Origin of the sequence: Neobacillus cucumis (genome assembly GCF_002860255.1) — a bacterium.
GTDB lineage: Bacteria > Bacillota > Bacilli > Bacillales > Cytobacillaceae > Neobacillus > Neobacillus cucumis_A.
This window is the reverse complement of sequence record NZ_PGVE01000063.1, coordinates 54,993-68,024: the sequence shown is the minus strand read 5'-3', so window position 1 is coordinate 68,024 and position 13,032 is coordinate 54,993. Positions and strand designations below refer to the sequence as shown.

The window sequence follows — 13,032 nt, the reverse complement described above, 5'->3', positions numbered from 1 at the left end:
AAGCAGCCTCTATTCTTTTTTTAAAATTATTTCATCGCATTTTTTACTGTGTCAGGTGCCTCTGTTCCGTAAATTAACTTCCATTCATCTAATACATTCTCTTTCGTAACTTTGATGGATGGTGAAGCAACATACGCTGGTGCTTCTTTTCCTAATAGGGCATAGCCGGCAAGGATCGCTTGTGCTACACCTTGGTCATATGGCAGCTGTGCTCCAAGACCTTTAACAATTCCATCTTGTGCAATGGAGATTGCTACGTTTGTACCTAAGTCAACTGTTGTTACAACTAGGTCATCCCTGCCAGCCGTTCTTGCTGCAGCCATAACACCTTCAGCGGGTACATCCCAGGGAGCAAAGATACCATCAATATCATGGTGTCTTGTCAACATAGCAGATGCTACTTCTTCTGCCTGATTTGGACCAGTAATCCCACTTTTTGCGACAATCTCAATATTTGGATACTTTTCTTTGATTCTTTTTTCAAAAGCATCAGAACGGTTTTTGGTTACAAAAAAGTTTACATCGTGATACACAATGCCGACTTTACCCTTTCCGCCAAGTTTTTCAGCCATAATGTCTGCTGCGGTTGCTCCGTTACCCATGTTGTCACCAGACACAATACTGATGTAATCTTTACCTGCAACTAAACCTTGTGCAGCTCCATCCATGAATACTAACTTTACGCCTTGGGCAACAGCCTTTTTATAAGCTGGTGCCGTAGATACGGCATCAACTGGAACAGAAATCATAATGTCCGGCTTTTTCGCTAAAACGGTTTCGATATCATTTACTTGCTTTTCCGCTTTGAACTGTGCATCTGTTACTGCAACGATCTTGATGCCCATCTTCTTAAATGTATCCTTCATCGCACCAACTGCGGCATTCATATAGTCAGTACCAGAGTAGTGCATAACAATCGCCGCTTTATAATGACCTTCTTTAATCTTTTTTAGCTCATCTTCCGTAAGCTGCAATGTCTTAGCTGAAACGGCCTGTTCTCCGTTCGGCCCTTTATCTTGTACCGCTAAATCCGGAATCTTTGGATTGATCGTTAAAGGTCCTGAAGCTGTTTCTGTGTAGTTTTCATTCTTTTTCGTGCTCGCTTGTTCAGATGTAGATTTTTTTCCGCCACACCCTGCAAGAAAAACACTTAAAACAAGTAACAGTAAAACTGTAATAGAAAAACTCTTTTTCATTGGATTACCCCCACTATAGTAGTTATTTAGTTGAAGCTCGTTATTTGTCGGTACCACCTTACAATCTATAAGTGTGGCACCACCCCCTTTTTATAAATGTAAGCTTACTAGAATATTACTAGTAATGGATTACATTCATTTAAGTTATAAAACCAGGCTTCTATAGGCTTCAAAAAATGTAATTGATTACATTTTTTTCTAAAAATTTTTCACATACTGCTGACAAGACTGTCTTACAATCAACTGGTTAGCTAAAAACATATGCTCGTGTTTAATTTCCTCTTTGTTGATGAGCCTTATTAGAAATTCCGCCACTTTCTCACCATATTCAAATGCGGGCTGTGCAATCGTTGTCAGACCTGGGTCGAATATGGACGAGAATTTCAGATTATCAAAACCGAGAACCGAAATATCCTCTGGCACCTTAAGCCCCTTAGATTTAATGGCTTTAATGACTCCCATTGCCATTTCATCATTGGCAGCGAAAATCGCAGATGGGAGTTGACCAATGGCAAAAAACTTCATCATAAGGTTAAAACCGCTTTCAAAAGAGAAATCACCCTCCTGGACTAACACAGGATCCACGATAAGGTTGTTGCATGACATTGCTTGATAAAATCCCTTGAGACGGTCTCGGTTCAAGACACTATTGAGAGGCCCAATAATGCAGCCAATTCTTTCGTGTCCCAAATCGATTAAATATTCCGTTGCTTTTCTGGCACCGCTTATGTTATCAAGCGAAACAGTTGTGATGTTGGAACCTTCTATATACTCACACGCAAGGACCAACGGAAACCTTTGGGCCGCCTCTTCAACGGTTGCTGCATCCGTTTGGGCAGTTAATAAAGCCATTCCATCTACTTTTTTTTGATGCAAAAGGTTTAAAAACCACTTTTCTCGTTCCAGATCATTGCCTGTATCACCGAGTATAACTTGATATCCATTTGTAACTGCTACTGCTTCAATCCCCCTAAACACCTTTGAAAAAAACGGATTTGTAATGTCAGGCACAACAACTAGAATGGTTTTAGCTGAAACAATTTCCTTCTTTGCTACATCTACAATCCCTACCATCTTTGTTATTTGTCCTTTCTTGTTTCTATATTTGGATTGTAATCGATTACAAAATTGTCGTCTAATCATCTTCCGACAAGGTTTTTTTTCAAATGAAATCGTTTTCTATCCTTTCGGACACAATCATCGTTCATTCGGACAATAAAATCATAATTTTTTAAAAAAACAAAAAAAATTGAGGTCCGGTAAACCCGGACCTCACAACGATTTATTTTTTTGTAATTCTGCTAACTTATTCTTGGAAACTTTTGCTGTCTCCTCATAATTTTTAAAATATGCTTTGTACGTTTGCCCTGCCGTTTCAATCCTCTTTAAATATTGCAAATTAATAATATAGGAACGGTGGGAGGCTACAAAACGGGAATCAAGGAGTTCTTCAAGATTCGTTAACGCCTCATTTACCTCTAGTTTTTGATCAATTGTATGGATCACGGCCTTTCGGTCCGCTCGTTCAATAAAAATAATGTCATCTAACGGTATAAAAGAAAACTGATTGGACTGTTTAACCATTAAATCCTTCTTAACGGTTGGGCGCTCGCTTTTGGATGGAGTCTTAGCAAGTGCAGCTGCTCGTTCTAAGGCTGCATAAAGACGGTCACGGTCAATAGGTTTAACAATGTAATCGATTGCATTTACATCAAAGGCCTCTAGAGCAAACTCATCATGTCCGGTGATAAAGATAACTTGTACTGACGGGACTACTTTTTTACAAGATTTCACTGCTTCCATCCCATTCAAGAATGGCATATTAATATCCACCAAAATGATGTCTGGCTTTTCTATCATCACTTTGCAAATTAAATCCTCACCATTAACGGCTTCTCCAACCATTTCATAACTCTGCAAAGGTTTAATGAGATGCTTCAATAGTTTTCTGGATGGTGCATGGTCCTCTGCAATTAAAACTCTCAAAAAATCACCTCATATTAAAAGCTTCTATCTAAGTGGAACATTAATATAAAAATTAATTGATAACATACTACTATTTGAAATCGCTGTCAAACTAACTACTCTCAGTATAAGGCAGTTTAAGCAGGATAGGAAGTATTTTAATATTAAATTAGGTTTGATGATTTTTGCAGTTTTAAAGAAGAAATACTGTGGACTATACTAAAGCTACAGCATCAGGAAAATGCATGACTATTCTTTCGGAAGGCAGAGGATAAAATGGAAACCACCCCTAACGAAAATTTATATAAAGAAGTTTTACAAACCATGTCGGAATGCGTCATTATTCATAAAAGGTCCGGTAGAATGATTGCGCTTAATGAAAATGTTGAAAAAGTGCTAGGTGTTAAATCCGAATTATTAACGGAAGCAAATATACGCCAATTAGATTATGTAAAAGAGGACGGATCCTCCCTACCCTATTCGGAATTGCCTGGAATTATCACCCTCGAACAGGGGATTCCTTTCCATGATTATGTCTTGGGAGTAAGCGATCGAAATAATGGGACTAAATGGCTTTCCATAACTTCAAAACCACTTAAATTACATGAAGACGGGGAACAAGCTGCGCTTGTGACCATATCGGATATTACCGAACGAAAAAAGATGGAACAAACGATTATTCAGGCAAAAGAAGCAGCGGAAAAAGCAAACCTAATCAAATCGGACTTTCTTTCCAAAATGAGCCATGAACTCAGGACACCATTGAACGGAATCCTTGGTTTCGCCCAGCTATTAGAAATAGATGAAACCTTAAATGAGGAGCAGCAGGATTTTGTCCAAGAGATCTTAAGCGGAGGAAAACATCTATTAAGCTTAATTAATGATATCTTAGATCTTTCAAGAATTGATACAGGCCATTTAAAAGTTTCCATAGAGGAGGTAGAACTTCAGACTATTATCAATGAATGTATCAAGATCGTGCAGCCGCTTGCTATGAAAAAAAGAATTACCATTCTTAATCAAATGGACCATTCGCAAACTGTAACCGTTCTTGCCGATCCGATTCGCCTGAAACAAATCCTCCTTAATCTTCTCGATAATTCCATTAAATATAACCGGGAAGACGGAAAAGTCATGATTTTCTCGTATATGAAACAAAACGAGGCTGTTATTCATATCGCGGATACAGGAGTCGGGCTTTCTGTTGAAGAATATCAGAAAGTGTTTGTCCCATTTTATCGGATTGAAGGAACACATGAGGAAGGTACGGGCATTGGATTATCTTTAGTAAAGCAACTTGTACAACTTATGAGTGGAAAAATTAGTGTAGCGAGCCAAAAAGGAATCGGCAGCGATTTTCACTTTAGCCTCCCCCTTCCCTATGATTTAACGACCGCGATGCAATGGGGGGAAGAAGTGATGGATTTACCAACAAAGAATCCTAAGTCAGATCACTATGGTTTGCTGTATGTGGAAGATAATGAATCTAACTTACACCTGGTGAAGAACATCCTGAAATCCCAGCCATCCTATACGATCTTAACTGCTCGTTCCGGAAAAGAAGGATTGGCACTGGCTAGGACTGAAAAAGTAGATTTAATTCTACTAGATCTTAACCTCCCAGATATGCATGGCTATGAGGTGTTTGACCTTATAAAACAGGATGAAAAAACGAAGGATATAGCGATTATTGCTGTCAGTGCCAATGCCATGCCTCAGGACATCCAGCAGACATTAGGCAAGGGGTTTGATAATTATGTGACGAAACCTGTTAATGTAAAGGAGTTCTTAACCACTATATACGAAACTTTAACTAGTACAATTAATCAAAATATACCCGAACATAAAATTTTAAGTACTGGACCCAATGGAGAGGAAGCTGTATCTGCCAAAACACTTCAGTTGTCTTTGAAAGATTTAAAAAAGCTTAGAGAAAAGAACTATACAGCTGCTATTGCCATGCACTATACCGGGAATAATTGGGCAAGAGCACAAATTGAAGGATTGAAGACAACTTTTAATAAAATGGGGATTAGGGTCGTGGCTGTAACTGATGCTGAATTTAACTGGGAAAAGCAAGTTTCAGACATTCAAAAGATATTAGTAAAAAAACCAGACATTATTGTTAGTCTTCCCATCGATCCGTTATCAACCGCGGGTGCCTTTCAAACCGCAGCTCAATCAGGTGTTAAGCTGGTTTTTATGGACAATACACCAAATGGGTTGGAACCGGGTGAGGATTATGTAAGCGTCGTTTCAGCCGACAACTATGGAAACGGGGCCTATGCCGCCGACATCATGGCAGAGAAAATAGGTTTTAAAGGCAAGATTGGGGTCATATACTACGATGCTGATTTTTTTGTAATGAAACAAAGATTAACGGCTTTTGAAAAGACGATTAAAGAAAGTTATCCTGACATTCAAATCATAACCCGCAGCGGTTTTACTAGTCCGAATGATGGGAAAGAGATTACAGACGCTATGCTTTCTCAACACCTCGATTTGAAAGGAATCTTTGTTGTCTGGGATTTGGTGGCGGAAGGTGCTATGGCCTCCGCCCGTGCCGCAGGAAAACATGATTTAGTTATTACGACAATGGATTTGGGTACCAATGCTGCCGTAGAAATCGCAAAAGATGGACTTATCAAGGGCTCGGGTTCGCAGATGCCTTACCATCAAGGAGTGGCCGAGGCGATCTTGGCCGGTTATGCACTGCTCGGCAAACCAGCACCAGCTTATGTAGCTGTACCGGCTCTAAAAGTAACGAAAGAAAATCTCCTTGAAGCATGGAAACTTGTGTATAACCAAGATCCCTCTGAATTAAATAGGTACATAAATCTTCTTAAATAAACCCCTGAAGCAGTCAAAGAAAAAACCAACTTTCATTAATAATTAGAACTAGGTTGGTTTTTTCTTTATATTTGTTACTAGATGAAGCTTACCATATATCCAGCTTTCGTATATAGTCTCCTGTTTATTTCATCGAATATTTGTTGTAACATTTTTAAAGCATGGCGAAGCAATCTCCGTCAAAATATAAACATTTATATCGATCTTTACTCCAACCTGAAAATAAGAAAATGGAATCGCCATATGGGTCAAGTTTGAAAGAATCTTGAATCAGTGTTGCGAGGCCATGAATTGCTTTTCACATGTCTGTTTTACCGCAAAAGATATAAATATTTTTCACACTTGTAAAATCGTGTTTCACTGATCTTTCAACTTCCTCATGAGATAAAACTTCACCAGTTCCGGCAGTTGAAACGCAGGTTGCCACTTTACCATTCCGCGATCACGTATCGCCAAAAATCATCACCTTACTATTATTATACACAAACAAATGTTCCTTATGGAAAAAAATAAAACGCCACGTTTAAAGTGGCGGAGAACACGTATTATTCACCAAACATCATTTTACCAACAACTGCTTCTCGGTATAACTCTTTTATATCTTCGTATGCATTTTCTTTTGAGTAATCATAGTTATTTACCTTTTGTAATTTCAAAAATATAGAAGCAAGTAACTTTTTCGCTTCATCCACTTCCATATTTTTTACCATTAACATAATATCTTCTTGGAAAGACATAGGAACCACCTTCAAATTAATATTTTGCTTAATTTTTTCAATCAAATATCCTTTTTTATTAATACTAATTAAGCGGAGAATGGGTTCTATACTGATTCTGTACGTCCATGTTCTTCATTAGAATAAGACCGACTAAGTTCATATGCTAATGCCCAAGCATCCGTTGCAAACTAAACTGATCCCTATCGTTAAGGATATATAATAACGGACCTGTATGTAGTAAAGCATGAGAAACTACACGTTTATTATTAATCTTCCCAACTTGGCCGCAGATCCTCAGATTATCACGGACCGTAGCCTCTCCGATCTTTTCTCCTTCATACGTTAAGAATCGTACTCATTGCCGAATTCCTCGGTTTCCTGCAAATACTCAGTTAATAATTTAGCAGTACTAGCGGAAATAGGTAACGACCCCACTTACCCTTGTTTTAGTATCTACAGCTTTCAAGCGAATAGACATCCTTTTAAAATCGATATGTTAGCGCTTCATATCAACCAATTCGCAACCAACCAACTCTTAATGTCACTGCATCAGACTTAGCTTCCGAAGAAGCTTGGTGCAACCGGTCCAAATGTTTCTTCTTTCATACAAACCATTTCATCTGTTACCCCACTTAACATCGTTGGTTCAAAATAATAGCCGTTCTTTGCAATAAGCTGGTTGCCCCCCACTAATATTTTAGCGCCTTTATCGACTGCATCAGAGATATGCTTTATACTTTTACTATTGCATTCTAGTTAATGAGCGGACCTATGTCAGTACCTTCTTCAAAGCCGCTACCTAATTTTAATAACGCAGCTGCTGCAGCGAACTCTTGTATAAATGATGCAGCAATGCCTTCTTGCAAATAAATACGATTTGTACAAATACATGTTTGACCGGCATTTCGGAATTTTGATTCTTATACCTTTTTCTATTTCTACTATATAATTGTCTAGAGCCATTTCAATTTCTGCTTATTTCACCATTTTTTTTCTTGTGAATTCCTACTAAAGCATAAGTTCAAATACAGTTGAATACTGCTGAAGGCTTGAACGAGTTGATAGGTATTTTAGTTAAGAAAGATTCGTTACAGGTGTATAAAAAGTGCGTTCCCGATTTTCGAGTAAGGGGACGATTGTATCTAAAACAATTCTCTTAAAGTAAGGCGTTTCTGAGTGGCTTGCAAGTGCTTGTTCGTCTTGATACTGCTCAAACAGTAAAAAAGCGTCTGGGTCGTCTTTCGAGCGGTTCACTAGGTAGTGAATACATCCTTTCTCCTCCTTGACTAACAAGATCATTTCTCTCAATGCTTGTTCTACCGTATCTCCCATACCAGCCTTACAATGGTATTTTGCTGTGAGAACTATCATGTCATGTAATCTCCTTTAATGAAATTAAAATGCAGTATACTTGATAAGTATAAGTGTAATGACTCGAATTCCGGCAGCCCTTAAAAACTCATATCTTATAGGAGTTAATAAATAAAGTGACTGGGTCAAAAAGACTATTAGCAGTTGTCATAAAACTGAGTTACATAAATTAATAAGGCCGAACAATATGACATGCCCGGCCAGGGAATAGACAGCTTTCTCAATGACAATTGCCCTTATTTTCCTTAAGCGTATGGTTGTTTGAACCTAAATCTCATTACACTTTTATTTTTTCAAGAATATGTTAAGTTTGCCTGTTACCGCTTGCCCTACTTCCTGAGTAGATGACTGACCTCCCATGTCAGGAGTCAGTACTTCGCCTTCTAACATAACCTTTTCAATGGAGTTTAATACTTCTTTTCCCCAATCATCATGGCCAAAGAAATCAAGAATTTGACTAGCTGACCAGATGGTGGCTAATGGGTTTGCAATGCCTTTTCCTGCGATGTCAGGTGCTGATCCGTGGATTGGTTCGAACATAGATGGGAACTCACGTGTTGGGTTAATATTTGCACCTGCAGCAAGTCCCAATCCTCCGGCAATAGCAGCTCCTAAATCGGTAATGATATCCCCAAACAAGTTGCTTGTTACGACAATTTCAAAGCGCCAAGGCTGTTTTACAAAAAACATTGCCGCTGCATCAACCAAATAGGAATGGGTCTTTACATCCGGGTATTCTCTCCCAACCTCATCAAAGACCTGATCCCAAAAAACCATCGAGTAATTCAATGCATTACCTTTACTTATGCTTGTAAGCGATTTTCCTTGTTTTCTTGCTTCTTCATATGCATAGCGAATAATTCTTTCTACACCATTTCTGGAAAACACGCCTGTTTGAAGTACCACTTCATGAGGTTGTCCCTTGAAAAGCCAATCTCCAGCACCTGCGTACTCCCCTTCACTGTTTTCCCTAATCACCAACATGTCAATTTGATCGCGGCTAATATCTTTTAGAGGACAAGGTGCACCTTCAAGCAACTTAATTGGGCGAATATTTACATACTGGTCAAAGCCTTTGCGAATCTTGAGAAGCAGATCCCAAAGGGAAATGTGGTCTGGCACCCCTGGAAAACCAACTGCACCCAGATAAATAGCATCAAAAGCCTTTAGCTGTTCAAGGCCATCGTCGTCCATCATTTTTCCATTACTTAAATAATATTCACAGCCCCAAGGAAAATGAGTAAATTCAAATTCAAAGCTGCCATCGAGTTCAGCCACTCTATTTAAAACTTTAATTCCTTCCGTTAATACCTCTGGCCCGATTCCATCTCCCGCTATAACAGCGATCTTATATGTCTTCTTCATAAATACTCTCCTCACCAGTTTTGTTGCCTCTTAGACAAAAGGGATGGCTTTTGTCTGCCATCCCTTCTTTTGAATAAATAATTCAATTCCGGGAACTTAGAATTTACCTGAAAGTAGGTGTCCAGCATTTGGAACTTCCGCTTTAAGATTTAACCCTTTTAAGATTTTGTAAACAGTTGAAGTTGCCGCTGAAAGAACAGGCAATCCCAATTTGTCCTGCACCTTTTGAATTGCAGGTAATGACGGCATCTGGACGCAGGCAGAAAGAACAACTGCGTCAGCTCCTTCAATATTCAGTCTCTCAGCATGTTCAAGAAGATTCATCGGATCGAGTCTTCCTACTTCAAGGTTATCTGCAACTTCAAGGCTAATGCTGTCAATTACTTCAATCCCGGCAGTATTCAAATACTCAATTACCATATTAGTTAAAGGCTTCATATAAGGTGTGATTATGGATACTTTTTTAGCACCAATGGTTTTAATACCATCAATTAGCGCGCCAGCACTACTGACAATCGGGGTGGCCGCCCCATTGTCTGCCGTTGCTTGGCCAAGTCTTTCTTCAGAAACCTGATGATATCCAGGGCCCTGACACATAATTGCAATGAGGCATGCATAGGCAAGAACATCACAGCGTGCATCAGAAAGTTCTACAGCACAGCGATCACTTTCTACATCCATCTGTTTTAATTCCTCTGGATTTACATGCATCATTCTCATCCTGGAAGAATGGAAAGTAAAAGTTTCCTCAGGGAACAGTTGCACTCTAGAATTTAGCATCGCTGGTATTTCTGTTTCCATTGTTGTATTTGAACTTGGTACGATAAGTCCTACTCGGAAGTTTTTAGTCATGGTAGTAATCCTCCTAAAATATGAATCTATAATCTGCATTCCTCTACTTTATTGAGATGGCCGGTTAAATTCCGATTTGTTAAAGGCTTGACCAATTCAACACATGCTAGAAGCTGATTTAAGTCAATTCCTGTTTCAATTCCCATTTCATGCAACATAAAAACAATATCTTCTGTAGCGGCATTTCCTGCCGCACCTGGAGCGAAAGGACATCCGCCAAGACCACCAATTGAAGCGTCAAAACGTGTCACACCCGCCTCAAGAGCTGCAGTTACATTGGCTAGTGCCATTCCATATGTATCATGGAAGTGGGCAGTAAGTACTGCCTTTGTTTTTAACGATATAGTTTTTTCTAATACATGAAAAACTTGTAAAGGGTTTGCCCTGCCAATTGTATCACAAATAACAATTTCATCGACGCCGAGCTGTTCAGCTTTTTCTACTATATCTAAAACTATGCTAGAATCTACTTTACCTTCAAATGGACACCAGAAGGAAGTGGCAATATTATAACGGATAAAAATATCCTGATCTTTCGCTTTTTTAATTACAGTTTCAAAACTTTCAATGGATTTCTCTCTTGTCATTTTGACATTTTTTAAATTGAAGCTGTCACTTGCTCCAACAACAAGAGAGAGAGCTTTAATGCCGCTAGCAATGGCACGGTCATAGCCCTTTTCATTTGGAATCAGTGCCATGTACTGAATAGAAGGATCTAGTTCAATTCCTTCGAGAACATCTTTGGCATCCCTCATTTGTGGAACATATTTTGGATGTACAAAGGAAGTGGCTTCCATTCTTTTAATTCCGGTTTTATTTAACGCATTAATCAATTCGATTTTTTTATCCGTAGATATAAAATTTGACTCGTTTTGAATTCCGTCCCTCGGTCCTACCTCGATAATGTCTACTTTTTCTGGAGTTTTCATTGGGGGACCCTCCTTTTCTCTAGTTTAGGAAATTCCCAATTTCTTAGCTAAATAAGGTTCCAAACCGCCGAGTTCAACCATTTCGATTAAATGTTCAGGGAGTTTAGTACCTTTATACTCAGTCTGTTTTGTGTGATTAATTATTTTTCCTGCCAAGAGGTCGATTTCAATATCATCGCCCTCTTCAATTAAAGATGTGTCTGTCATTTCTACAACCGGCAGCCCCACGTTAATCGAATTTCTGTAAAAAATTCGGGCAAAGGAGTTCGCAATGATTGCACCGATTTTGTGATGTTTTAATACCATTTGTGCTGTTTCGCGGCTTGAACCGGACCCAAAATTGTTGCCTGCTACCAAAATATCTCCGGGTTTTACTTTTTCATGGAAGGCAGGGTCGACCGCTTCCATTGCATGTTCTGCCTGTTTATCAACTGGCAGGCTCATATATTGACCTGGTGAAATAATATCGGTATTGATATTGTCACCGTATTTCCACACTTGTCCACGGATAACAAAAGACATTTACAAGACTCCCTCCAATAAATATTTTCGAGGATCAGTTATTTTCCCCTCAAGAGCTGTTGCCGCAACTGATGCTGGTGAGCCTAAATACACCTCTCCTTTTGGACTCCCCATTCTTCCTCGGAAATTCCGGTTAGAGGAGGACATTACGACTTCGCCTGCACCTATAACCCCGCTTGTAAATCCGCCGCACGCTCCGCAGGAAGGCATATTTACAATACAGCCGGCTTCGGTCAAGATATCCAAAATCCCTTCTTTGCTAGCCTGCATCCAGATATGCTGGGAAGCAGGTACAACGAGGCAGCGGATGCCTTTCGCTATTTTCTTACCCTTTAAGATTTTAGCTGCGATTCGTAAATCATTGATTCTTCCGTTAGTACAGGACCCCAGATACACCTGGTCTACTTTAACCCCTTGAACTGAGCTCACTGGATGAACATTATCCACTTCGTGCGGACAAGCAACCTGTGGTTCAAGCTCGGAGGCATTATAGTGGAGGGTGCGGATATATTCAGCATCTTCATCACTTTTAAAGAATTCAATATCGTCTGTTACACCTCTAGCTCGAAGGTATTCCATAACCTTTTCATCTGGTTCAATCAATCCTGTTTTAGCGCCTGCTTCAACAGCCATATTAGACAGAACGAGGCGCTCATCGATGGATAGATTCTGAATAGCAGACCCGGAAAACTCTAGCGCCTGATAAGTCGCCCCAGCATGTCCCAAATCTTTAATTGTTTTTAATACCATGTCTTTTGCATAAACACCTTCAGGAAGTTCCCCCTCCCAAACGATCTTAATGGTTTCAGGAACCTTCAGCCAGGTTTCTCCAGTTAAGAGAACACCAATCATTTCGGTGGAACCAATACCTGTAGCAAAAGCGCCTAACCCACCAGCCATACAGGTATGGGAATCTGTACCGAGGATGACTCTGCCTGGACGGACATGGCCGTGTTCTGCTATTACCTGATGACATGGACCTTCAAATTCATAGTAATAAGAAAGGTCCTGCTCTTTTGCCCAGTCGCGCGTGAATTTTAAAATATCTGCCTGCTGGACTGTTGCAGGTGGTGTACAGTGGTCTGAAACGATTACTACTTTTTCTTTATCATATAGTTTACCGCCAAGGCGTTTAAAACCTCCATCTACAAGCCAAGGGCCTAATAAGTCGTGCATAAGAGCGATATCAACTTGAGCCCACACGATATCTCCCGCTTTTACACTTGGCTGACAAGATGCTTTGGCTAGTATTTTTTCTGACAT

The 13,032-nt window shown here is 39.5% G+C and carries 14 protein-coding genes; 1 reads left to right on the top strand and 13 read right to left on the bottom strand.

The features are described 5' to 3' along the window. Positions 1 to 26: 26 nt before the first annotated feature. From CVD27_RS15955 to CVD27_RS15945, 3 genes are all read right to left on the bottom strand, one after another. Positions 27 to 1,196, bottom strand: a complete 1,170-nt coding sequence (locus CVD27_RS15955; RefSeq protein WP_101648888.1) for a substrate-binding domain-containing protein — start codon at positions 1,194 to 1,196, stop codon at positions 27 to 29. Between the two features lie 198 nt (positions 1,197 to 1,394). Continuing rightward, positions 1,395 to 2,339 carry a substrate-binding domain-containing protein gene (locus CVD27_RS15950; RefSeq protein ID WP_257984387.1) on the bottom strand — a complete coding sequence of 315 codons (945 nt, stop codon included), beginning with the start codon at positions 2,337 to 2,339 and terminating at the stop codon, positions 1,395 to 1,397. Between the two features lie 129 nt (positions 2,340 to 2,468). Further along, on the bottom strand, positions 2,469 to 3,182 hold the full coding sequence (locus CVD27_RS15945; protein WP_101648886.1) for a LytR/AlgR family response regulator transcription factor: 714 nt from the start codon (positions 3,180 to 3,182) through the stop codon (positions 2,469 to 2,471). Between the two features lie 255 nt (positions 3,183 to 3,437). Here CVD27_RS15945 and CVD27_RS15940 point away from each other — a divergent pair, with 255 nt between their 5' ends. Next, positions 3,438 to 6,011 carry a substrate-binding domain-containing protein gene (locus CVD27_RS15940; protein ID WP_101648885.1) on the top strand — a complete coding sequence of 858 codons (2,574 nt, stop codon included), beginning with the start codon at positions 3,438 to 3,440 and terminating at the stop codon, positions 6,009 to 6,011. A 154-nt stretch (positions 6,012 to 6,165) separates the two neighbouring features. Here the strand turns inward: CVD27_RS15940 and tnpB are convergent, their stop codons facing one another. From tnpB to CVD27_RS15895, 10 genes are all read right to left on the bottom strand, one after another. Next, on the bottom strand, positions 6,166 to 6,303 hold the full coding sequence (gene tnpB, locus CVD27_RS29100) for an IS66 family insertion sequence element accessory protein TnpB (RefSeq protein WP_142384110.1): 138 nt from the start codon (positions 6,301 to 6,303) through the stop codon (positions 6,166 to 6,168). A gap of 253 nt (positions 6,304 to 6,556) precedes the next feature. Then, the gene (locus tag CVD27_RS15930; RefSeq protein WP_101648884.1) at positions 6,557 to 6,748 is read right to left on the bottom strand and encodes a hypothetical protein; all 192 of its coding nucleotides are present in this window, start codon (positions 6,746 to 6,748) and stop codon (positions 6,557 to 6,559) included. 537 nt (positions 6,749 to 7,285) lie between these two features. Further along, on the bottom strand, positions 7,286 to 7,420 hold the full coding sequence (locus CVD27_RS28795) for an aldehyde dehydrogenase family protein (RefSeq protein WP_257984386.1): 135 nt from the start codon (positions 7,418 to 7,420) through the stop codon (positions 7,286 to 7,288). Between the two features lie 62 nt (positions 7,421 to 7,482). Continuing rightward, complete coding sequence (locus CVD27_RS28790) at positions 7,483 to 7,596, bottom strand: hypothetical protein (RefSeq protein WP_257984385.1); 114 nt, start codon at positions 7,594 to 7,596, stop codon at positions 7,483 to 7,485. Positions 7,597 to 7,804: 208 nt separating this feature from the next. Next, positions 7,805 to 8,101: a putative quinol monooxygenase gene (locus tag CVD27_RS15920; RefSeq protein WP_101648883.1), complete on the bottom strand. Its 297-nt coding sequence runs from the start codon at positions 8,099 to 8,101 to the stop codon at positions 7,805 to 7,807. Positions 8,102 to 8,386: 285 nt separating this feature from the next. Then, positions 8,387 to 9,466 carry a tartrate dehydrogenase gene (locus tag CVD27_RS15915; protein WP_101648882.1) on the bottom strand — a complete coding sequence of 360 codons (1,080 nt, stop codon included), beginning with the start codon at positions 9,464 to 9,466 and terminating at the stop codon, positions 8,387 to 8,389. A gap of 96 nt (positions 9,467 to 9,562) precedes the next feature. Beyond that, the gene (locus tag CVD27_RS15910) at positions 9,563 to 10,318 is read right to left on the bottom strand and encodes a maleate cis-trans isomerase family protein (protein WP_101648881.1); all 756 of its coding nucleotides are present in this window, start codon (positions 10,316 to 10,318) and stop codon (positions 9,563 to 9,565) included. Between the two features lie 26 nt (positions 10,319 to 10,344). Beyond that, positions 10,345 to 11,247, bottom strand: coding sequence for a hydroxymethylglutaryl-CoA lyase (locus CVD27_RS15905; RefSeq protein WP_101648880.1), 903 nt, complete (start codon positions 11,245 to 11,247; stop codon positions 10,345 to 10,347). A gap of 24 nt (positions 11,248 to 11,271) precedes the next feature. After that, positions 11,272 to 11,769 (bottom strand): LeuD/DmdB family oxidoreductase small subunit, encoded by a 498-nt coding sequence (locus CVD27_RS15900; protein ID WP_101648879.1) that lies wholly within the window; start codon positions 11,767 to 11,769, stop codon positions 11,272 to 11,274. Further along, complete coding sequence (locus CVD27_RS15895; protein ID WP_219621317.1) at positions 11,770 to 13,032, bottom strand: 3-isopropylmalate dehydratase large subunit; 1,263 nt, start codon at positions 13,030 to 13,032, stop codon at positions 11,770 to 11,772.

Excerpts from the sequence above, each read along its gene's own strand:
- CVD27_RS15905 (WP_101648880.1), bottom strand. The coding sequence starts at position 11,247 with ATGAAAACTCCAGAAAAAGTAGACATTATCGAGGTAGGACCGAGGGAC.
- CVD27_RS15930 (WP_101648884.1), bottom strand. The coding sequence starts at position 6,748 with ATGTCTTTCCAAGAAGATATTATGTTAATGGTAAAAAATATGGAAGTG.
- CVD27_RS15915 (WP_101648882.1), bottom strand. The coding sequence starts at position 9,466 with ATGAAGAAGACATATAAGATCGCTGTTATAGCGGGAGATGGAATCGGG.
- CVD27_RS15900 (WP_101648879.1), bottom strand. The coding sequence starts at position 11,769 with ATGTCTTTTGTTATCCGTGGACAAGTGTGGAAATACGGTGACAATATC.
- CVD27_RS15940 (WP_101648885.1), top strand. The coding sequence starts at position 3,438 with ATGGAAACCACCCCTAACGAAAATTTATATAAAGAAGTTTTACAAACC.
- CVD27_RS15955 (WP_101648888.1), bottom strand. The coding sequence starts at position 1,196 with ATGAAAAAGAGTTTTTCTATTACAGTTTTACTGTTACTTGTTTTAAGT.
- CVD27_RS15950 (WP_257984387.1), bottom strand. The coding sequence starts at position 2,339 with ATGATTAGACGACAATTTTGTAATCGATTACAATCCAAATATAGAAAC.
- CVD27_RS15895 (WP_219621317.1), bottom strand. The coding sequence starts at position 13,032 with ATGTCAGAAAAAATACTAGCCAAAGCATCTTGTCAGCCAAGTGTAAAA.
- CVD27_RS15910 (WP_101648881.1), bottom strand. The coding sequence starts at position 10,318 with ATGACTAAAAACTTCCGAGTAGGACTTATCGTACCAAGTTCAAATACA.
- CVD27_RS15920 (WP_101648883.1), bottom strand. The coding sequence starts at position 8,101 with ATGATAGTTCTCACAGCAAAATACCATTGTAAGGCTGGTATGGGAGAT.